Source organism: Bradyrhizobium sp. 154 (assembly GCF_023073875.1).
In the GTDB taxonomy this organism is placed as follows: Bacteria; Pseudomonadota; Alphaproteobacteria; order Rhizobiales; family Xanthobacteraceae; genus Bradyrhizobium.
In genome coordinates this window covers 40,315-61,193 of the sequence record NZ_JADPKG010000122.1, presented here as the reverse complement: position 1 = coordinate 61,193, position 20,879 = coordinate 40,315, and the positions used below count along the sequence as shown (strand labels likewise).

Below are 20,879 nucleotides of genomic sequence, written 5' to 3'. Positions count from 1 at the left end.
AGCGCTTCAGCGGTGCCCCCCGGGAATTTTGCGGATGTGTCGCCCTCCGCAGGGCATTCAGCCGATCCAGATCCGCCCCAAGCGGCCCCGCCGCAAAACCGCCCTAAAAACAGATTGGTAACCATGGCGCCTTAGGATAATGACGTGACCAATTCTCCGACGATCCTGGTGTTCGATTCCGGCCTTGGCGGACTCACGGTGCTCCGTGAGGTCGTCGCCGCACGCCCGGACGCGCATTACGTCTATGTCGCCGACGACGCCTTCTTCCCCTATGGCCACCATGGCGAGGACGAGATCATCGCCCGCGTGGTGCCATTGATGGGGGAATTGATCGGCACGCATGATCCCGACCTCGTCGTTATCGCCTGCAACACGGCATCCACCCTGGTACTGTCTCACTTGCGCGCCGCTTACTCCCTGCCCTTCGTCGGCACGGTGCCGGCGATCAAGCCGGCCTGCGCGCAGTCGAAGACCCGCCGCGTCTCGGTGCTCGGCACCAAGGGCACGGTGAAGCGGGAATATACGAAAGCTTTGATCCGCGAGTTCGCGCAGGGCTGCGAGGTGACGCTGGTCGGCTCGCCCCAGCTTGCCTCGCTGGCTGAAGCCGAGCTGAGCGGCGCTCCGATCAGCGATGAGGCCATCCTTGCCGAACTCGCTCCCTGCTTCGTGGGCGACGCCGGGGATGCGACATCGCGCACCGACACGGTGGTGCTCGCATGCACGCATTATCCGCTGCTGCTCGGCCGGCTCAAGCGGCTGGCGCCCTGGCCGGTTGACTGGATCGACCCGGCGCCCGCGATCGCCCGCCGCGTCTCGGATCTGCTTGGCCGGCGGATCGTCGGCATCGCGCAGTCCGGCGCCGAGATGATCTTTACTTCGAACCGCGTGCATAGCCTTTCGGCGATGCTGACGCCGTTCTTCGGCGGCCGCGCCCTCGCCTGACTTTGCGCGGCAACGGCGCGCTGCTAGGCTTTGCCGTCGTCACCTTGCCGCAGGCCTTCCCATGTCGGTCCCCTCCACACCACTCAACCGTCTTCGCCAGCTCTGGCGCGAGGGGCGCCCCGCCTTTGGCGCGATCGCGACGATCCCGAGTGTGCAGATGGTGCAGATCATGGCGCGCTCGCTCGACTGGATCATCGTCGATCTCGAACATGGCCCGATTGGATTGACCGAAGCACATGCGATGATCGCCGCGACCACAGGCACGCCGTGCACGCCGCTGGTTCGGATCGCCGCGAACGAGCCATGGCTTGCGAAAGCACCGATGGACATCGGTGCCTTCGGCATCAACTTCCCGATGATCACCAACCGCGACGATGCCGAGAAAGCGGTGCGCAGCGTGCGCTACCCGCCGCGCGGCGATCGACTCTGGGGTCCCTTCCACGCGCCATTCCGCTGGGGCCAGTCGATGCCGGAATATATGGCTACAGCCGACGACGAGATGATCTGCATGATCACCATCGAGCATGTCGACGCCGTCAATCGCATCGACGAGATCATGGCGACGCCGGGCGTCGACGTCGCGGTCATCGGTCCGGGCGATCTCGCCACCTCCATCAACAAGCGCGGTCAGATGGACGATCCGGAGCTGCTCGAGCTGGTCGCCCGTGCGGAAGTCGGCATCCTCAGAAGCGGCGTGCCGATCGGCGGCGTGGCCCGCACCGCCGACCAGGCCAACGCTCTGATTGACCGTGGCTACCGCGCGATCGCGCTCGGCTTCGACTGGTCGCTGTTCCAGCGCGGCATCATGGCGGCGTTCGAAGGGGTCAGGCGCTGAATCGCCGATACGGCCTTGCTGGGAACCGCGGCGCTGCTAGGGTCGTCGGCTCCAGGGAGGAAAAACCATGCTCAGAAAGACTTTGCTTGCGCTCGCTTTCACTGGCATCGCCGTCGCGGCCTCTGCCCAGCAATCCGGCATCAAGCGCACCCCGCTCCAGAAGATCGACTTTCCGGAGGGCTACACGACCGTGACCGCCATCGCCGAGGTGCCGGCCGGCGGCGCCGCCGGCCGGCATACCCATCCGGGGATCGAGACGGGTTATGTCCTGGAGGGCGAGCTCGACCTCCTCATCGACGCCCAGCCGGACAAGCGCCTGAAAGCCGGCGATTCCTACCAGATCCCGGCGGGTTCCGTGCACGACGCCAAGACCCATGGTGACAAATCATTGAAAGTGCTTGGAATTTACGTCGTCGACAAAACCAAGCCGCTGGCGTCGCCGGCACCCTGATGCGGCGAACCGACCGGGTCCAAACCCGTTGGTTCGTGCTAGAGCACGCGGCGAGCGGACGACCCACTCGCTGCACATACTTTCATCTTTGATCCCCAGGACCCGGAGACCAATGCGCGGGACGCCCAAGACCATCTCCCTGCGGCGCCGTCTGATCTGCGACCTCATGCACGCTTCGATGGGCGTGCCCTTCGTTTCGCTATCCCGTTCGCTCAACGTCCGCCCTCTGCTGGAAGCTCGCGCGGGCGCAACGGCGCGCGCCGGCTGGGCAGCGATGTTCGTGAAGGCTTTCGCCCTGGTTGCAAGTGAGGAGCCGATCCTCCGCACGCTCTACGCCAAATGGCCCCGGCCAGCCCTCTATGAACTGCCCAGGAGCGTGGCACTGGTGGCGGTCGCCCGCGTCGAGGATGGCGAGGAATGCGTGATGCCACAGCGAATTGCGGCCCCCGAGGCCATGACGCTGGCGGCGGTCGACGCCGAGATCCGGCGCGCCAAGACGGCACCGGTTGAGGAGGTTCCCATGTACCGCAAGATCATGCGGGCGACCCGCCTCCCGTTGCCGCTGCGACGCCTGTCTTGGGCGGTGGGGCTGAATTTCGGCCGGCAGCGCGGCAATTGGTTCGGCAGCTTCGCGGTGAGCTCGGTGGCCGCTTATGGCGGCGGCGAGCTCCACCCCATCACGCCGGGACCCTTCATCGTCAGCTATGGGGTGGTTGAGGCGGACCAGACCATCCATGTCGTGATCCGCTGGGACCATCGGGTGACGGATGCCGCCCCGATCGCCCGGGTCCTGACCCGGCTGGAACAGGTCCTGAACACTGAAATCGCTGGCGAATTGCGTGCGGCCGGGCCAAAGCCGATCCGGGCGGTGGGTACCTGATTCCGGGTCCATTCGCATTGACAGCGAACCCCAAACTCCCCTAAAAGCCGCCTGCTCGCGGGCCGATTTCGGCCCGCGAAGCGTTTCGCGACCCGTGGTTCTGTCCCTTAAGCTTTGGGGATCGGACCTGTCGGTGCCGGGATTTCCCCGTCACACAGGAGGGCGCGTTTCCTCAAACCATGTACCTGAAGAGGACGCGATGACTAAGCGCAGTGAGGCGAAGTACAAGATCGATCGTCGTATGGGCCAGAACATCTGGGGCCGCCCGAAGAGCCCCGTGAACCGCCGCGAATACGGCCCCGGCCAGCACGGCCAGCGTCGCAAGGGCAAGCTCTCCGACTTCGGCGTGCAGCTGCGCGCCAAGCAGAAGCTGAAGGGCTACTACGCCAACATCAGCGAGCGCCAGTTCCACGGCATCTACGTGGAAGCCAGCCGCCTCAAGGGTGACACCGGCGAGAACCTGATCGGCCTTTTGGAGCGCCGTCTCGACGCGGTCGTGTACCGCGCCAAGTTCGTTTCCACCATCTTCGCCGCGCGCCAATTCATCAACCACGGCCACATCAAGGTGAACGGCCGCAAGGTCAACATCTCGAGCTACCAGCTCAAGGTCGGCGACGTCGTCGAGGTCAAGGAAGCCTCCAAGCAGCTCACCCACGTGCTCGAAGCCAGCCAGCTCCCCGAGCGTGACGTGCCCGACTATCTCGATGTCGACCATGGCAAGATGACCGCGAAATACACGCGCATCCCCAACCTCTCCGACGTGCCGTTCCCGGTGCAGATGGAGCCGCATCTGGTCGTCGAATTCTATTCGCGCTAATCGTTTCGGCAGATCGAAGTTTAAAGGCCCCGGTTTCCGGGGCCTTTTTCGTTCAGGCAGCCACTCCGATGTCTCAGCCCATCCGCATCCTTATGCAGGGCGGCAGACCACGCGTGCATACGTCCGTCGCTTGCCGGTCAACGCTTATCCTTATCTGATCGATTATCGTGTGACCGAGACAGAAATCGCTATTATGCGGTTTCGTCACGCCGCTCGGCGTCCACCTAGAACTCGCTGACCGCGAGTGAATGCCAATCCCTCAGGGAGCAAGTTGATGCTCTACACCCCTCCCCCCATCGACCCCAAGGCACCGCCGGTGCGCATCAATCTGCTCTCGGACACGCAGACCAAGCCGACGGCTGCGATGCGCGAGGCGATGGCGCGGGCGGAGGTCGGCGACGAGCAGGTCGGCGACGATCCGACGGTGAACGCGCTGTGCGAGCGCGTGGCGGATCTGCTCGGCAAGGAAGCGGCGGTCTACATGCCCTCGGGCACGATGTGCAACGTCACCGCGACGCTTGTGCATTGCCGTCCCGGCGACGAGATCCTTGCGCACGAGACCGCGCACATCATCGCCCGCGAAGGCGGCGCGCATGCCGCGATCGGCGGCTTCCAGGTGACGCAGCTCAAGGGCGCCAACGGCCAGTTCACGCCGGAGACTCTCCGTAAGGCGCTGCATCCACGCACGCGCTATCAGCCGCCGCAGACCGTCGTCAGCGTCGAGCAGACCGCCAATATCGGCGGCGGCACGATCTGGAAGAAGGCGGCGCTCGACGAGATCGTCGCGATCGCCAAGCAGCACGGCCTCATCACGCACATGGATGGCGCGCGCCTGCTCAACGCCACCGTGGCGAGCGGAATCTCGCCGCGTGACATGACCGCGGGATGGGATTCGGCCTGGATCGACTTCTCCAAGGGCCTCGGCGCGCCGATTGGCGGCGTGCTTGCAGGCTCACGCGTCTTCATCGACGCGGTGTGGCAATGGAAGCAGCGCCTCGGCGGCTCGATGCGGCAGGCCGGCATCTGTGCGGCCGCCTGCATCTACGCGCTCGACCATCACGTTGAGCGCCTTGCCGACGATCACGCCAATGCGCGCGCGCTCGCCCGCGGGCTGTCGCAGATCGCAGGCATCGAGGTGCAGGAGCCCGAAACCAATCTGGTGTTCTTCAAGCCCGACGGCGCCGGCATTCCCGGCGACAAGATGGTCGCAGCGTTGCGCCAGCGCGGCGTGACGCTTGCGATGATGGACGGCCGCATCCGCGCCTGCACCCATCTCGACGTCAATGCGAGCCAGATCGAGGAGACGATCGGATACGTGCGCGAGATCGTGCGCGGGGCGTAAAGTCGCGTAGATGGAGTAACGGGCCGACCAACCAACCGCTCGCGATCACCGCCCCATCGCTTGATAAATCAGCGTCTTCAGCGCCAGTTGGATCCGGCCACGCTGCGAGGGGGTCTGCACCATGAAGATCCCGAACAGGTCGTCTTCGGGATCGATGAAGAAGAATGTGCCGCCGACGCCGTCCCAGCGATATTCGCCAAGCGGCCAGGAAGTCCCCGGCGGCACCGCGGTACGTACGGCGAAGCCGAGGCCGAATCCGCTGGTGGCGCCCGGGTAATAGTTCTGGTCGCGCGCGATCTTCGTCTCAGGTCCGATGTGATCGGATGCCATCAGCGCGATCGTCTCGGGCTTGAGATAACGCCGTCCCTCATAGATGCCGCCACTGAGCAGCATCTGCGCGAAACGGGCGTAGTCGCCGACCGTGCCGACCATGCCGCCGCCGCCCGATTCCCATTTCGACGGCCGCCTGATGTCGCGAACCGGCGTGGTCGGGTTGATGTTGCGATCCTCGGGCATCGGCTCGGCAATGCGCGGGAATTTGGCGGGATCGGCGACGAAGAACGCGGTCTCGGTCATGCCGAGCGGATCGAGCAGCCGCTCTTTCTCGAACTGAAGCAGGGTCTTTCCCGCGACCACCTCGATGACGCGGCCGAGCACGTCGGTGGAAAAGCCGTAATCCCACGCGGTGCCCGGCTGCTCGACCAGCGGCAGCGTGGTGATCTTCGCGACGAAGTCGGCATTGCTGAGATTGCTTTGGAACAGATTGGCCTCGGCATAGAGCTCCCGCACCATGCCGCCACCATAATAGCCATAGGGCAGACCCGACGTGTGGCGAAGCAGGTCCTTGATCGTGACGGGACGATTCTGCGCTTCCAACGCCAGCGCGACCTTGCCGTCCTCGGCCTTCTTCTCGACGCCGACCTTCATCTTGGCGAAGGCCGGAATGTATTTCGAGACGGGATCGTCGAGCGAAAGCTTGCCCTCTTCGACCAGCATCATCGCCATGACAGAGGTGATCGGCTTCGACATCGAATAGAGCCGGAAGATCGTGTCCGCGCTCATCGAGATCTCGGTCGCGACGTCGCGGACGCCGAAATTTTCGTAATAGACCGGCTTGCCGTGCTGCTGGAGGAGCAGGATGGCGCCGGGGATCTTGCCGGTGGCGATCTCGTTTCGGATGTAGTCGGAAACCTTCGCCAACCCCTCGGGCGAGAAGCTGCGCGCGGCCCGTCCCTCAGAGCCGGCCTTCGCACCGAAGGCACCGACCAGAACAACGAGCCCCGCGATCAGCGCGCGGCGCCCGCGCACTTCACTTCTCCATGGCTTCATAGACCAACTGCTTCAATGTCCGTTGCACGCGCTGGCGCTCGGTCGGGGTCTGTTCCAGGAGGACGAAGAACATGTCCTGCTTGGGGTCGATCACGAAATAGCAGCCGGAGGCGCCGTCCCACTTCAATTCGCCGAGATTGCCCGGGGGCGGCGGCTTGGCATTGCCGGGATCAGTGCGGACGGCAAGGCCGAGGCCGAAGCCAAAACCGTCACCGGGAAAGTAGAAGTAGTCGCGCTCGACGCCGGAGCCTGGTCCGACCTGATCGGTCACCATCAGCTTGAAGGTCTCGGGTTTGAGAATGGTCTTGCCGTGGAGGCTGCCGCCGTTGAGTAGCATCTGCGCAAAGCGCTCATAGTCGGCCATGGTCGTGACCATGCCGCCGCTGGCGAATTGGATCTTCTTGACGACTGTTGGATCGTTGATCCGGCCGACCCGGAAATCGCCGTCGTTCGGCACCGGCTTCGCCAGCAGCTTCTGCTTCTCCGGGTCGGTGACGAAGAACCCGGTATCGACCATGCCGAGCGGATCGAGCAGCTTTTCCCGCATGATATCGATCAGCGGCTTGCCGGCCGCGATCTCCATCACGCGCGCCAGCACGTCGGTGGAATGGCCATATTGCCAGAGTGCACCCGGCTGGTTGTGCAGCGGCAGTTTTGCGATCCGCTCGGCGAACTCGGCAAGGTCGAAATCGCCGGCATAGATATTCGCCTCCCGATAGGCTTTTCGCACCAGGCTGTCGCCGTAGAAGCCATAGGTGATGCCCGAGGTGTGGCGCATCAGGTCGAGCACGGTCATCGGCCGGTTGGGCGACACCAGTTCGAGCGACCTGCTGCCGTCTTCGGCCTTCTTCTCGACGCCGACCTTCACATTGGCGAAGGACGGGATGTATTTCGCGACGGGATCGTCGAGCTTGATCTTGCCCTCCTCGACCAATTGCATCGCGACCACCGAGGTAATCGCTTTGGTCATCGAGAACAGGCGGAAGATCGTCTTATCGGTGATCGGGGCCTTGCTGACCACGTCCTGAACGCCGAACGCTTCGTGAAAGACCGGCTTACCGTGCTGCTTGATCAGCACGGTCGCGCCGGCGATCTTGCCGGTAGCGACTTCGTTCTTGAAGAACTCGCTGATCCTCGCGAGCTTGTCCTGGTTGAAATGCGCGCCGGCTGGAATCTCGTAAATGCCCTCCGCCCGCGCCAGCGACACGGGGCCAAGCGACATCAGCGCGCCGCAGACCAGCGCACGCAATCCTGATCGTGAAATCATATCCCCTCCCCGGAACATGGCCCGCGGAGTGTACCGACCGCGTTGTCAGGCACAAGGGCTGCCGTATCGCGCCAGAACGGCCGTGTGAAGAGCGGCGCTTCTCTCCGAGAAACAACAGAATATGACGCGGGTGACCGAGGGCGTGGCCGGCAGCGTGTCGATGGTCGTATGAACTGCAATCGTCGCGGCCTGGTCAGCCGGGAAACGATACACGCCGGTGGAGATCGCGGAGAAGGCCAGCGAAGTCAGCCCGTTGGCCTGACAGAGCTCAAGCGCGCGCCGATAGCACGAGCGCAGCGCCTCCGCCTCGCCGCGGCCCCCGCCGTGCCAGACGGGGCCGACCGCATGGATCACATGGCGCGCAGGCAGAAGATAGCCCTTGGTGATCTTGGCATCGCCGGTCGGGCATCCTCCGAGCGTCCGGCATTCGGCGAGAAGCTCGGGACCGGCAGCGTCGTGGATCGCCCCGTCGACACCGCCTCCACCAAGGAGAGACGAATTTGCGGCGTTGACGATGGCGTCAACGCCGAGCGTGGTGATGTCGGCAACGATGACCTCGAGCTCGGCGCCGCCGATCCGGCGCGTCAGCCGGGCCATGCATCAAGCCGCGACGACGACGCCCTTCTCGGAGAGGAGCTGCTGCAATTCGCCGGCCTGGAACATCTCGCGGACGATATCGCATCCGCCGACGAACTCGCCCTTCACATAGAGCTGCGGGATGGTCGGCCAGTTCGAGTATTCCTTGATGCCGTTGCGCAGCTCGGCGGATTCGAGGACGTTGAGGCCTTTATAGCCGACGCCGATGTGGTCGAGGATCTGGACGACCTGGCCGGAGAACCCGCACTGCGGAAATTGCGGCGTGCCCTTCATGAACAGAACCACGTCGTTCGACTTCACTTCGTTGGCGATGAATTCCTCGATGCTCATATCCGTGTCCTTCTGGGGCGGAGCCCTTCTTTCACGTCGGGCCGGCTCAGCCGATCTAACCCGATATCTGTCATATATGTAGCCCAAACCGTTGTGCATCCAAAGTAAAATGGCGGCGAACGGTCGGCGGCGGCCGGTCTGAACCGCGCCGGTCCATAGGCTGATGACAACAATATCATCGCCGGGGAGGACTTTCATACCGTAACGGAGCCCCTATCTAGGACGAACCCTGGTCATGGAACCGGGAAACGCGAACAACGTTCTCTTGTCCTGTCTGGAGAAAACCGTGACGAAACCAGCCTCCGCTACGGCCGCCCCCCAGCTTTCGTCGCTGTCCTCCGATCCGGGCAAGTTCGCCCAGCGGCTTCAAGACGCGTTTCTGACCGTCCGCGACGAGACCGAGCGCCGCGCCGCCCCCCTGTCGCCGGAGGACCAACAGATCCAGTCCATGCCCGATGCGAGCCCGACGAAATGGCACCGCGCGCATACCACCTGGTTTTGGGAGCAATTCCTGCTCGGCGAGCACTGTCCTGATTACCGGCCCTTCCACCCCGATTTCGCGTTCCTGTTCAATTCCTATTACGTCAGCGCCGGCCCGCGTCATGCCCGGCATCGCCGCGGCGATATCACCCGTCCCAGCGCCGACCAGGTCGGCGCCTATCGCAACTATGTCGATGCGGCCGTCGTCAAATTCTTCCGCGAGGCCGGCTGGGACAAGCTGCGCGAGATCGCACCGCTGGTCGAGGTCGGGCTCAATCACGAGCAGCAGCATCAGGAATTGATGTTCACCGACATCCTGCACGCCTTCGCGCAAAACCCGGTCTCGCCGGCCTACGATGCGAACTGGCGTTTCCCGGCCGCGACCCGGGGCGGCGAGGACTGGCTGACGCTGAACGAGGGCATCCACACCGTCGGCCACGTCGACGACAGCTTCCATTTCGACAATGAGAAGCCGCCGCATCGCGCCCTCGTCGGCCCGGTCAAGATCGCCCGCCATCTCGTCACCAACGGCGAATGGCTCGCCTTCATGCGCGCCGGCGGCTACCGGACCGCAACGCTGTGGCTGATGGACGGTTTTGCCACCGTGAGCAACGAGGGCTGGGACGCTCCGGGCCATTGGCGCGAGGTCGATGGCGCCTGGCACGTGATGACGCTGGCCGGCCTCAAGCCGATCGATCCGAACGCGCCGGTCTGCCACGTCAGCTATTACGAGGCGGATGCGTTCGCGCGCTGGGCCGGAAAGCACCTGCCGACCGAGATAGAATGGGAGGTCGCGGCCCGCACGGGCCAGCTCAACGATGCTTTCGGCATTGTCTGGCAATGGACCCGCTCTTCATACGCGCCCTACCCCGGCTACCGCGCCGTCGAAGGCGCGCTCGGCGAATACAACGGAAAATTCATGGTCAACCAGTTGGTGCTGCGCGGCTCCTCGCTTGCAACTCCCGAAGGCCACAGCCGTATCACCTATCGCAACTTCTTCTATCCGCACCACCGCTGGCAGTTCACGGGGCTGCGGCTTGCCGGCTACGAGTAAAAAAACTTCCGACGACAAATGCGCGCCGGACAGCGCGTTCAGGAGAGTATCATGAATGTGCACGCCAGCGCTTTGGCCGAAGCCCATCTCCCCGACGAGCAGACGACTGCCTTCGCCCGCGAGGCGATCGAGAATCTCTCGCAGCAGCCGAAAAAACTGTCGCCGAAATATTTCTACGATGCGACCGGATCGGAATTGTTCGAGGCGATCACGCGCCTGCCGGAATATTATCCGACGCGCACCGAGCTATCGATCCTGAAAGAGCGCGGCAGCGAGATCGCGAAGATCATCCCAGAGCATGCGGCCCTGGTCGAGTTCGGCGCCGGCGCGACCACGAAGGTCCGGCTGCTGTTGAACCACTGCAAGTTTGCAGCCTATGTGCCGGTCGACATCTCCGGCGATTTCCTGAAGGCGCAGGCGAACGGCTTGAAGCGGGATTTTCCCGCGCTCGGCATCCACCCGGTGGCGGCCGACTTCACCACGCCGTTCGAGCTGCCCAGGGCGGTCGCGTCCATGTCCAAGGTCGGCTTCTTCCCTGGCTCGACCATCGGCAATTTCGAGCCGCAGGAAGCCGAGGGCTTCCTGAAGAGCGCACGCAAGATCCTCGGCCGCGGCGCGCAGATGATCATCGGCGCCGATCTCGAGAAGGACGAGCGGGTGCTCTTTGATGCCTATAACGATGCCGCCGGCGTCACCGCGCGCTTCAACCTCAATGTGCTGGTCCGCATCAATCGCGAGCTCGGCGGCAATTTCGATCTCTCCGCGTTCACCCATCGCGCGATCTACAATCGCGAGCGTCATCGGATCGAGATGCACCTGATCAGCAAGAAGAGCCAGACCGTGCGCCTGCTCGGCACCAGCTTCTCGTTCCGCGCCGGTGAGAGCATCCACACCGAGAACAGCTACAAATACAGCCTCGAGCGCTTTGCTGCGTTGGCGCAAGACGCAGGCTGGCGCGTGCGCGACAGCTGGACCGATGCGGCCAAGATGTTCTCGGTGCACGCGCTGGAGGTCGCCGACTAGGCCTTCCGCGCTTAGGCCTCGGTTGCCGACCCGAGCGACACCGATTCCCACACCGCAACGACAATCATGATCACGGACGTCGCGACCGACAGCCAGAGCGGCGAGAGGTCGGCGGCGAACCACCACAGCACCAGCAGCAGGATGATGCCGATGCCGTGGGAGAGCTGAAGGAAGCCGCGAATGGCGTGCTTGAACAGGATGGTGCCGACCAGGAATACCAGCGGCCCGCCGATCGTGCTCAGGATGATCCGCAGGTCGGAATGACCAGTGGGATGCTTCAGCACCAGCTCGTCCGAGACCGCGGTCAGGATGATGCCGGCGACGATCGGCATGTGCAGATAGGTGTAGGCGAGCCGCGCCAGCCGCCCGGATTCGGTGGACTTGGAGATGCGCTCGGAGCCGGCCTCCGCGCCCTTGTGGAAATAGACCCACCACATCGCGATGGCGCCGACCAGGGCCGAGACGAAGGCGAGGATGTTGCCCGCGGTCCAGGTCAGCTCAGCAAAAGTGGCGCCGTTGACGACGACGGCTTCGCCAAGCGCGATGATGACGAACAAAGAGCAGCGCTCGGCCATGTGCGCGCCTTCGACGGCCCAGGCCTCGACCGACGAGAAGCCCAGCTTCGGGACCCAGAAGCGTGCGGCCGGCGAGATGTACTCCCAGGTCACTGCTGCGATCCACAGCCATAGCCGGGTGTCTCCCTCGGACAAGCCGCCTGCGATCCACAACACAGCGGAGAGCGAGAGCCAGGTCAGGATGCGAATAGCGTTGTGCCGCACCGCGGTGCGATGATGCGGGGTCGCGAACAGCCAGAACGCCGTGCGTCCGACCTGCATGGCCGCATAGGCAATCGCAAACCACAGGCCCCGGCCCTCGAAGGCGGTTGGGATGGTCGTCGACAGCACGAGGCCGCCCAGCATCATCGCAAACAGCAGGATGCGGACCGGCGTCAGCTCGGGATTTAGCCAGTTGGTGACCCAGGCGGTGTAGACCCACACCCACCACACCGCCAGAAACAGCACCGCGACATGGACCGCGCCGAGCGGCGTGAAATGGTGCAGCAGCGTGTGGGAGATTTGCGTGACGGCAAAGACGAAGACGAGGTCGAAGAACAGCTCGGCATTGGTGACGCGGCCGTGCTGGTTCGGACCGATGACGCGAAACATTGCGCCGCGCGGGTTGTCCGCAGCCATCATCGTCCCCCGTCGCGCCGAGATCAGGTGCCGTTCAGATCAGGTGCCCGGCGCCCCGGGTCCGCCAGGTACCCCGGTTTGCAGCGCCAGGGCGTGCAGGACGCCGCCCATCTGCCCGCGCAGGGACTGATACACGATCTGGTGCTGCTGGACGCGGGACTTGCCGCGGAAGGATTCAGAGATCACGGTCGCGGCATAGTGATCGCCGTCGCCGGCGAGGTCTCGGATGGTCACCTCGGCATCGGGGATCGCTGCCTTGATCATCGCCTCGATATCGTGGGCGTCCATGGGCATTTCGGGTCTTGCTCCTTCTGGTCTCGAATCGCTTGCCGGGGTCCCCTCACCGGCACGGCCAAACTTAGCGTGGACGGCCTTCACCGTCACGCCGTCCGGCACTATATCCCTGATCGCAACAGGAAGGCACGACAAAGTGCCGCGCGCGGCAGGTTGATCGAAAAGGCGTGACATCATGAAGCTTCCAGGGCCCGACCACCCCATCACCATCACCCAAAATCCCCGGCGCGTCCGCGTCACGGCCGGCGACATCGTGATTGCCGAGACCAGCAAGGCGCTGACTCTAAAGGAGGCCAAATATCCGGCGGTGCAGTATGTACCGCGGGAGGACGCCAATATGGCGCTGCTCGAGCGCACCGACCGCGTCACCCACTGCCCGTACAAGGGCGACGCGAGCTATTACAGCATCAAGGCCGATGGCAAGACGCTGGACAATGCGATCTGGACCTACGAGACGCCCTTCCCCGCGATGACGGAGATTTCCGGCCATCTCGCCTTCTATCCGGACAAGGTGAAGATCGAGGAAGTGGGCTAGCCCTGGCTAGACGCCGCCGTCACGGCCGGGCTCGTCCGGCCATGACGAGTGTAAGCATGGATGCCGCGGGGCTACGCCCTGAAGATCGTGAGCCCCAATATTAGCAGCACCAGGAAGATCACGACGAAGACGTAGAACAGGAAGCGGGCGATATCGGCGGAGGCGGCCGAAATGCCGGTGAAGCCGAGCACACCGGCCACGATCGAGACAAGTAAGAAGATCAGCGCCCACTTCAGGATCGTCATCGCCGCCTCCGAATTGGTGCCGCCCCCTCGCGGCCCTCACACCTTTTTCGCGAACGCTAACTTCGCTGCGCGGAACTGGTTCCTATGACTGGGGGCGGCCCAAAGGGCCCTTGATGAATCTGGTTCCCGGCGGCACAGTCCGCACCGGGAGCGGGAGCGCGGGGCAACGATGATCACGATGTCACATTCAGCGACGATCGGCGCGGAGGCGCATGCTGCGCCCAAGAGCAAGGCGCGCAATTTGTCGCTCGATCGCGCCCGCACCTTCCTGACGCTGGTCGTGCTGCTGCATCACGCGGTGATCCCCTACACGCATTTCGGTCACACCGATCCGGCCTCCTGGGCCGGCTTCGACGTGATCGTGCTCGCCACTGACAGCTTCTTCATGGCGATGTTCTTCTTCCTGTCGGGACTGTTCACCTGGCCGGGCATCGCGCGCAAGGCGCCGTCAGTCTTTCTCCGCGACCGCCTGTTGCGCCTCGGGCTGCCGTTCGTGATCGCGGCCTTCACCGTCATTCCGCTCGCTTATTACGCGATCGCGCTGCGGCAGGAGCCGGAGCTGACCTTCGCTTCGTTCTGGTGGAAGACGGTGACGGCGGGCCCGTGGCCGAGCGGCCCGATCTGGTTCGTCTGGGTGCTGCTGGCGTTCGACCTGACGGCGAGCCTGCTCTACCGGGTCTCGGCGCATCTGGTCGATCCGGTCAACCGCATCTCGGTGCGCGGTTTCGAGCAGCCGGCCCTATTCTGGCTGCTGCTCGCGGCCATCAGTGTCATCGTCTACGTGCCGGCGCTGGTCTATTTCGGGGCCAACAAGTGGTTCGAGTTCGGGCCGTTCTCGGTGCAGGCGAGCCGCATCCTGCTCTATTTCGCGTATTTCTTCATAGGCGTCAGCGTCGGTGCGGCGAACTTCGACCGCGGTGTGCTCAGCGCCGAGGGCCAGTTGCCGAAAACCCGCTGGCTGTGGGTGGTCGTCACGCTGATCCCCTACTGCCTGATGTGGGGCATGATCTATATCAAGCGTGAGATCCTCGGGAATCCGGATCGGCTGCCGCACTGGTATCATGTGTTCTACGGCACCTTCGTCGTGCTGTTCTCGGCCTCGATCCTGCTCGCGATTCTCGCCTTCTTCCTGCATTCGAAGGCGCCGGGGTCGACCCTGCTCGACCGCATGCAGGCGGATGCCTACGGCATGTTCCTGGTGCATTATCCGATCGCGCTGTGGATCCAGTACGCCCTGTTCGACTATGCGTGGCCTGCGATCGCGAAGGCGGCGATCGGCTTCGTGCTCACGGTGATCCTGAGCTGGGGCCTGACTGCGGCGTTGCGGAAGATTCCGGGCGCGTCGCACGTGTTGTGAGGCGTAATCCGGGTCTGAGTATGCGGAAGCCGCTCAGGCCACCTTCCCGCCCATATACTCCGGCAGCCAGCGCTCGAACGACTGACGCAACACGTCGATCGCCACCGCCGCTTCACCTGAGATCGCAACCGCATCGCCACCAGTGGTGCCGATGCGCACGCAGGGCACCTCGCAGCCGCGCATCTTGGCGAGCACGCGGCCGGCCTCCGTTTCCGGCACGGTGACGAGATAGCGCGCCTGGTCCTCGCCGAACCAATAGGCCTGCGGAACGAGCGCGGTCGGTGCTGCGAGCAGTCTTGCGCCGATGCCGCTCGCCATCGCCATTTCGGCGAGCGCGACCAGCAGACCGCCATCGGAGAGGTCGTGCACGGCCGTCGCGGTGCCCGCATGGATCATGCCGCGCACGCAATCGCCGTTGCGCTTTTCGGCGCTAAGATCGACCGGCGGCGGGGCGCCCTCCTCGCGACCGCAGATGTCGCGCAGGTACACCGACTGGCCGAGCCAGCCATGGGTCTCGCCGATCAGCAGGATCGCTTCGCCCTCGGCTTTGAAGGCCAGGGAGGCAGACTTGGTGAAATCGTCGAGCAGACCGACGCCGCCGATCGAGGGTGTCGGCAGGATCGCCCGGCCGTTGGTCTCGTTGTAGAGCGAGACATTGCCGGAGACGACCGGGAAGTCGAGCGTACGGCAGGCTTCCGAGATGCCCTGCAGGCAGCCGACGAACTGGCCCATGATCTCGGGCCGTTCAGGATTGCCGAAATTGAGGTTGTCGGTGATCGCCAGCGGCTTGCCGCCGACCGCGGTGATGTTACGCCAGGCTTCCGCCACCGCCTGCTTGCCACCCTCGAACGGATCGGCCTCGCAATAGCGCGGCGTGACATCGACAGTGAGCGCCAGGCCCTTCGGCCCGTCCTGCACGCGCACCACGGCGGCATCGCCGCCGGGACGCTGCATGGTGTTGCCGAGAATGACGTGGTCGTACTGCTCCCAGATCCAGCGCTTGCTGCACATGTCCGGCGTGCCGATCAGCTTCTCCAAGGCCGCACCGAGGCCCATCGGCGCCGGCACGTCGCGGGCGTGCACGATCGGCAGCGCGGCGGAGGGGACATGCGGGCGGTCATAGACCGGCGCCTCGTCGCCGAGCTCCTTGATCGGCAGATCAGCCATGACGTCGCCGCCATGCTTGACCACGAAACGCTTGCTCGGCGTGGTGTAGCCGACGACAGCGAAGTCGAGCCCCCACTTCCTGAAGATCGCCTCGGCCTCTTTCTCCTTCTCGGGCTTGAGCACCATGAGCATGCGCTCCTGGCTCTCCGAGAGCATCATCTCGTAGGCGCTCATGCCGGTCTCGCGCGTCGGCACCGCATCGAGATCGAGATCGACGCCGAGGTCGCCCTTGGCGCCCATCTCGACCGCCGAGCAGGTCAGGCCCGCCGCGCCCATGTCCTGGATCGCGATGACGCAGCCCTTCTCCATGATCTCGAGGCAGGCCTCGAGCAGCAGCTTCTCGGCGAAGGGATCGCCGACCTGCACGGTCGGGCGCTTCTCCTCGGATTTGTCGTCGAACTCGGCCGACGCCATCGAGGCGCCATGAATGCCGTCGCGCCCGGTCTTGGAGCCCAAATAGACGATCGGCATGTTCACGCCGGAGGCAGCCGCATAGAAGATCTTGTCGGCATCGGCGAGGCCCACGGCCATCGCGTTGACGAGGATGTTGCCGTCATAGCGGGTGTGGAAGCGCACCTGCCCGCCGACCGTCGGCACGCCGAAGGAATTGCCATAGCCGCCGACGCCAGCCACCACGCCCGAGACGAGATGCCGCGTCTTGGGATGTTCCGGCGCGCCGAAGCTCAGCGCATTGAGGCAAGCGACCGGACGCGCGCCCATGGTGAAGACGTCGCGCAAAATGCCGCCGACGCCGGTGGTCGCGCCCTGGTACGGCTCGATGTAGCTCGGGTGGTTGTGGCTCTCCATCTTGAAGACCACAGCCTGCCCATCCCCGATATCGATCACGCCGGCATTCTCGCCGGGCCCCTGGATCACCCAGGGCGCCTTGGTCGGCAGACCACGCAAATGGATGCGTGAGGACTTGTACGAGCAATGCTCGTTCCACATCGCCGAGAAGATGCCGAGTTCCGTGAAGGTCGGCTCCCGCCCGATCAGCTTGAGGATGCGCTCATACTCGTCGGGCTTGAGCCCGTGGGCGGCAACCAGTTCTGGGGTGATCTTGGGTTCATTCTTCATGGATTGGGGCTTTCGGCAGCGTTTGGCCGTTCTTAGGAACATCGGGGGCTCACGAAAAGCCCTTTGTGGCGCATTTTCCCGCTGTCCCACGTTTTGCGGCAGGCGACCTGCGGGAACAGGAATTGCACGGCGCGGACGGATCGGATTTAAGGGCTAAAGACCCGCAATTGAAGGCCCACGTCCTTGCACGAATTGACCAAAGCCCCTCCGCCCCGCCGCCCCGACCTCCACGTCGCCACAGACGGCGAATTCAAGGGCTGGCGGACCTGGATTCGCGACAGTTTTGAATCCCATGTCGGCCCCTTCTGGCACCGGATCGAGGCGGACGGCAGCGTCCGCTGCGCCTTCCGGGTGGAGAGGAAGCACCTCAACGGCTCCGGCAACGTCCATGGCGGCTGCTTCATGGCATTCGCCGATTATTGCCTGTTTGCAATCGCCACCCATGAGCTGGATGGGCCTGCCGTGACCACCAATTTCGCCTGCGACTTCCTCGATGCAGCACGCGAGGGCGAGTTGATCGAATGCGTGGGCGAAGTGTCTCGCGCCGGCGGCTCGCTGATCTTCCTGCGTGGCAAGCTGGCCTCCGACGGACGGCCGCTGTTCACTTTTTCCGGGACGATCAAGCGGGTGAAGCGGAAGCCGCAGCCCCAGCCAAACGCATAGCTCGACGCCTTCCCTTTTCACGCTCCCTCGCCCAGAGTTGGTCAAGCGCTTGTGCGCCGGGGAGCAAGAACAAGGTGCCGCAGAGCACATCGGAGGCGGGTCGCACGACGGCGTCCGCATCAACGCCGTTGCCGTCAATCGCCACCACCGGGGCACGCAGCTGGCGCGACTTCGCGCTGCTGCTGGCGCTGGCCTGCTGCTGGAGCTCGACCTATCCGCTGGCCAAGCTGGCGCTGGACACGATCCCACCCATCACCTTCATCGCGGCGCGCTCGCTGATCGCGGCCGCCTTCCTGTTCGCGATCCTGTGGATGCGCGGCGTCACGATCCCGACCGACGCGAAAGCCTGGAAGCTGTTCGCGACCCAGCAATTGATCAACTCGACCTTTCCGTTCCTGATCATCACCTGGTCGCAGCAATATGTGCCGGCGTCGAACACGGTGGTGCTGGCTTCGACGACGCCGATCTTCGCCTTCCTGATCACATCGCTGATCACGCGGCACGAGCCGGCGACGCTGCTCAAGCTCGCGGGCGCGATCCTCGGGCTTGCCGGCACGATTCTCATCGTCGGCCTCGATGCGCTGCGCGGGCTCAGTCGCGAGATCATCGCGGAGGTCGCGATCCTCTTCGCCACCATCTCGTTTGCCTGCGCCACGATCTTCGGCCTGCGCCTGTCCGATTACGACCCGATGGTGGTGGCGGCCGGTTCGCTGCTGTTCGGCGGCATCATCCTGCTGCCGCCCTCGCTTCTCATCGACCAGCCCTGGACGCTGCACCCGACGCCGACCGCGATCACCGCCACCATCGTCATGGGCATCGTGTCGAGCGCATTGGGCTTGATGCTGTTCTATGTCTGCCTCGGGCGGCTCGGCACGCTCACGACGAACGCCCAAGGCTATTTGCGCATCCCGATCGGCGTCGGCCTCTCCGTGCTGCTGCTCGGCGAGAGCGTGCCGTCGAACCTCGCGCTGGGTCTGCTGCTGGTCATGGCCGGTGTTGCGGCAATGACGGTGCCGACCGAACGGCTGAAGCTGCGCTAGAGCGGGATGAGATGGGGCGTAGCGGCCGCCACGAGGAAGATGCGCCCCCTTCTTCCGCTCCATTTTTGTGACGAGCCCGACCCCTCCTGATTGAGCTGACTTTCGGTCAGGCGCTAGTGATGCGCAACCATAGCTGCGCCGCCTGAAACAAATGAATGATTGTCGATCGAAGGCTGGCCGCTACTTGGCCTCGTCCGCGAGCATTTTCCGGTATTTTTCCACGTCGCGCGTCACGAGCTTTTGCAGCACTTCCGGCGTGTGCTCGTCGGGATCGGGCGCAACGGTCGAGAGGTCAGCGAAGCGCTTCTTCACCGCGTCGGATTCCACAGCCGTGCGCGCGGCGGCATTCAGCTTGGCGATCACGGCCGGCGGGGTGCCCTTGGGCGCGAACAGGCCGTTCCAGCCCTGCGCCTCGAATTCGGCTAGGCCGGCTTCGGCTGATGTCGGCAGATCGGGCAAAGAGGCCAGCCGCACGGTCGAGCCGACCACGAGGCCCTTTACCAGCTTGTCGTTGATTGCTTGCGAGACGGAGGCGGCCGCATCGCAGACGCCGTCGATCTGGCCGCCGATCGCATCGGTCAGCGCGGGCGCGGCACCGCGATAGCCGACCAGCGTCGCGTCGATCCCGGCGGCGGTGACGAAGCTCTTGCAGATCAGATAGTTCGAGGAGCCGACGCCGGCATGGCCGAGATTGATCTTGCCTGGATTGGCCTTGGCGTAGGCGATGAACTCTTTCAGGTCCTTGGCCGGAAAATCCTTGCGCACGGCGACGACGCCGAACGTCTTCGCCACCATGGCGATCGGCACGAACGATTCCGGCGTGAACGGCAGCTTTGGATAGATCGTGTAGGTCGCCGCGTTGGTGCCGGCATTGCCGATCGCGATGGTGTAGCCGTCGGGCTCGGCGCGGGAGGCGCGTGCCAGCGCCGTCGAGCCGCCGGCGCCGGCGACGTTCTCGATCACCATGGTCTGGCCGAGCGCGATGCCCATCTGCTCGGCCACGGTCCGCGCGATCACGTCCGAGGTGCCGCCGGCCGCGAACGGCACGATCATGGTGATTGGACGCTTGGGATAATCCTGCGCGAACGCAACGGTCGCGAACGACAGCGCCGCGAGCGCGGCGAGCGAGCGCTTCAGCACGAACCAGATCACGCGGCTTTTTCCAAATGCTGGACGAGGCCGGCGAACAGGCCGCGGCCGTCAGTGCAGCCCATGATGTCTTCGACGTGGTTTTCCGGATGCGGCATCATGCCGAGCACGTTGCCCTTGTCGTTGACGATGCCGGCGATGGAATGCGCCGCGCCGTTGATGTTATGGGTCTCATCAACCACGCCCTCAGGGGAGCAGTAGCGATAGAGCACCCGCCCCTCGCCTTCGAGCCGCTTGATAGTCTCTTCGTCCGCCTCGTAATTGCCCTCGCCATGCGCGACGGGCACGCGGATCACCTGCCCGGCATTGTAGCCGCGGGTGAACGGCGTGTCGGAACGCTCGACCCGCAGATGCACGTCGTGGCAGATGAATTTCAGCCGCGCATTGCGCATCAAGACGCCCGGCAACAGGCCGGATTCGCAGAGGATCTGGAAACCGTTGCAGACGCCGAGCACGAGGCCGCCCTTGGCTGCATAGTCGCGCACCGCGTCCATTACGGGCGCGCGCGCCGCGATCGCGCCGCAGCGCAAATAGTCGCCATAGGAGAAGCCGCCCGGCACCACCACGAGGTCGGTGCCCGCAGGCAGTGAAGTCTCGGCGTGCCACACCATCACGGGCTCGCGGCCGGAGATCAGCCTCAAGGCACGCGCCATGTCGCGCTCGCGGTTGATTCCGGGAAAGACGAGGATGGCGGCTTTCATGGCGTAATGTTCCGACGGTGGCTGGAATCGAGATGGCAGGGAGGGCCAATTCGCCAAGAGACATAACGATTTGACGGGGATTTTACCAGTGCTAGCCTCGGCAAAGGGCCT

22 protein-coding genes are annotated in these 20,879 nt (G+C 64.3%); 12 read left to right on the top strand and 10 right to left on the bottom strand.

Annotated features, from left to right (window positions below):
- Window positions 1–144: 144 nt before the first annotated feature.
- From murI to IVA92_RS33535, 6 genes are all read left to right on the top strand, one after another.
- Complete coding sequence (gene murI / locus IVA92_RS33560) at window positions 145–942, top strand: glutamate racemase (protein WP_247280698.1); 798 nt, start codon at window positions 145–147, stop codon at window positions 940–942.
- A 61-nt stretch (window positions 943–1,003) separates the two neighbouring features.
- Window positions 1,004–1,777: an aldolase/citrate lyase family protein gene (locus tag IVA92_RS33555; protein WP_247280697.1), complete on the top strand. Its 774-nt coding sequence runs from the start codon at window positions 1,004–1,006 to the stop codon at window positions 1,775–1,777.
- Window positions 1,778–1,844: 67 nt separating this feature from the next.
- Window positions 1,845–2,228, top strand: a complete 384-nt coding sequence (locus IVA92_RS33550) for a cupin domain-containing protein (protein WP_247280696.1) — start codon at window positions 1,845–1,847, stop codon at window positions 2,226–2,228.
- Window positions 2,229–2,340: 112 nt separating this feature from the next.
- Window positions 2,341–3,108, top strand: a complete 768-nt coding sequence (locus IVA92_RS33545) for an acyltransferase (protein WP_247280695.1) — start codon at window positions 2,341–2,343, stop codon at window positions 3,106–3,108.
- A gap of 199 nt (window positions 3,109–3,307) precedes the next feature.
- On the top strand, window positions 3,308–3,925 hold the full coding sequence (gene rpsD, locus IVA92_RS33540) for a 30S ribosomal protein S4 (protein WP_247280694.1): 618 nt from the start codon (window positions 3,308–3,310) through the stop codon (window positions 3,923–3,925).
- A gap of 274 nt (window positions 3,926–4,199) precedes the next feature.
- Entirely contained in the window at window positions 4,200–5,267 is a 1,068-nt protein-coding gene (locus IVA92_RS33535) for a threonine aldolase family protein (protein WP_247280693.1), read from the top strand.
- A 45-nt stretch (window positions 5,268–5,312) separates the two neighbouring features.
- Here the strand turns inward: IVA92_RS33535 and IVA92_RS33530 are convergent, their stop codons facing one another.
- The 4 genes from IVA92_RS33530 to grxD are packed head-to-tail and all read right to left on the bottom strand — an operon-like array spanning window position 5,313 to window position 8,790.
- A complete protein-coding gene (locus IVA92_RS33530) occupies window positions 5,313–6,575 on the bottom strand; it encodes a serine hydrolase domain-containing protein (RefSeq protein WP_247280692.1) in 1,263 nt (420 codons plus the stop codon).
- 1 nt (window position 6,576) lies between these two features.
- The gene (locus IVA92_RS33525) at window positions 6,577–7,863 is read right to left on the bottom strand and encodes a serine hydrolase domain-containing protein (protein ID WP_247280691.1); all 1,287 of its coding nucleotides are present in this window, start codon (window positions 7,861–7,863) and stop codon (window positions 6,577–6,579) included.
- A 45-nt stretch (window positions 7,864–7,908) separates the two neighbouring features.
- A complete protein-coding gene (locus tag IVA92_RS33520) occupies window positions 7,909–8,460 on the bottom strand; it encodes an O-acetyl-ADP-ribose deacetylase (protein ID WP_247280690.1) in 552 nt (183 codons plus the stop codon).
- Between the two features lie 3 nt (window positions 8,461–8,463).
- Window positions 8,464–8,790, bottom strand: coding sequence for a Grx4 family monothiol glutaredoxin (grxD, locus tag IVA92_RS33515; protein ID WP_247280689.1), 327 nt, complete (start codon window positions 8,788–8,790; stop codon window positions 8,464–8,466).
- 235 nt (window positions 8,791–9,025) lie between these two features.
- Between grxD and egtB the strand changes: the two genes are divergently transcribed.
- The gene (egtB, locus tag IVA92_RS33510; RefSeq protein WP_247280688.1) at window positions 9,026–10,324 is read left to right on the top strand and encodes an ergothioneine biosynthesis protein EgtB; all 1,299 of its coding nucleotides are present in this window, start codon (window positions 9,026–9,028) and stop codon (window positions 10,322–10,324) included.
- 51 nt (window positions 10,325–10,375) lie between these two features.
- The gene (egtD, locus tag IVA92_RS33505; protein WP_247280687.1) at window positions 10,376–11,347 is read left to right on the top strand and encodes an L-histidine N(alpha)-methyltransferase; all 972 of its coding nucleotides are present in this window, start codon (window positions 10,376–10,378) and stop codon (window positions 11,345–11,347) included.
- A gap of 11 nt (window positions 11,348–11,358) precedes the next feature.
- Here the strand turns inward: egtD and IVA92_RS33500 are convergent, their stop codons facing one another.
- Entirely contained in the window at window positions 11,359–12,540 is a 1,182-nt protein-coding gene (locus IVA92_RS33500) for a low temperature requirement protein A (RefSeq protein ID WP_247280766.1), read from the bottom strand.
- A gap of 39 nt (window positions 12,541–12,579) precedes the next feature.
- Complete coding sequence (locus IVA92_RS33495; RefSeq protein ID WP_028137365.1) at window positions 12,580–12,834, bottom strand: BolA family transcriptional regulator; 255 nt, start codon at window positions 12,832–12,834, stop codon at window positions 12,580–12,582.
- A 175-nt stretch (window positions 12,835–13,009) separates the two neighbouring features.
- On the opposite strand from IVA92_RS33495, the gene IVA92_RS33490 reads away from it, so the two are divergent.
- Window positions 13,010–13,369, top strand: coding sequence for a DUF427 domain-containing protein (locus tag IVA92_RS33490; protein WP_247280686.1), 360 nt, complete (start codon window positions 13,010–13,012; stop codon window positions 13,367–13,369).
- A 71-nt stretch (window positions 13,370–13,440) separates the two neighbouring features.
- Here the strand turns inward: IVA92_RS33490 and IVA92_RS33485 are convergent, their stop codons facing one another.
- Entirely contained in the window at window positions 13,441–13,614 is a 174-nt protein-coding gene (locus tag IVA92_RS33485; protein WP_007612121.1) for a DUF1328 domain-containing protein, read from the bottom strand.
- Window positions 13,615–13,783: 169 nt separating this feature from the next.
- On the opposite strand from IVA92_RS33485, the gene IVA92_RS33480 reads away from it, so the two are divergent.
- Window positions 13,784–14,971: an acyltransferase gene (locus IVA92_RS33480; protein ID WP_247280685.1), complete on the top strand. Its 1,188-nt coding sequence runs from the start codon at window positions 13,784–13,786 to the stop codon at window positions 14,969–14,971.
- A 33-nt stretch (window positions 14,972–15,004) separates the two neighbouring features.
- Here IVA92_RS33480 and purL read toward each other — a convergent pair whose 3' ends face one another.
- The gene (gene purL, locus IVA92_RS33475; protein ID WP_247280684.1) at window positions 15,005–17,215 is read right to left on the bottom strand and encodes a phosphoribosylformylglycinamidine synthase subunit PurL; all 2,211 of its coding nucleotides are present in this window, start codon (window positions 17,213–17,215) and stop codon (window positions 15,005–15,007) included.
- 183 nt (window positions 17,216–17,398) lie between these two features.
- Between purL and IVA92_RS33470 the strand changes: the two genes are divergently transcribed.
- Together IVA92_RS33470 and IVA92_RS33465 are read left to right on the top strand one after the other, a co-directional pair.
- Window positions 17,399–17,878 (top strand): PaaI family thioesterase, encoded by a 480-nt coding sequence (locus IVA92_RS33470; RefSeq protein ID WP_247280683.1) that lies wholly within the window; start codon window positions 17,399–17,401, stop codon window positions 17,876–17,878.
- A gap of 74 nt (window positions 17,879–17,952) precedes the next feature.
- On the top strand, window positions 17,953–18,918 hold the full coding sequence (locus IVA92_RS33465; RefSeq protein WP_247280682.1) for a DMT family transporter: 966 nt from the start codon (window positions 17,953–17,955) through the stop codon (window positions 18,916–18,918).
- A 180-nt stretch (window positions 18,919–19,098) separates the two neighbouring features.
- On the opposite strand, the gene IVA92_RS33460 is transcribed toward IVA92_RS33465, so the two are convergent.
- Window positions 19,099–20,070 carry a tripartite tricarboxylate transporter substrate binding protein BugD gene (locus tag IVA92_RS33460; protein ID WP_247280681.1) on the bottom strand — a complete coding sequence of 324 codons (972 nt, stop codon included), beginning with the start codon at window positions 20,068–20,070 and terminating at the stop codon, window positions 19,099–19,101.
- Window positions 20,067–20,768, bottom strand: a complete 702-nt coding sequence (purQ, locus tag IVA92_RS33455) for a phosphoribosylformylglycinamidine synthase subunit PurQ (protein ID WP_247280680.1) — start codon at window positions 20,766–20,768, stop codon at window positions 20,067–20,069. Before purQ ends, IVA92_RS33460 begins: the two co-directional genes overlap by 4 nt.
- Between the last annotated feature and the right edge of the window lie 111 nt (window positions 20,769–20,879).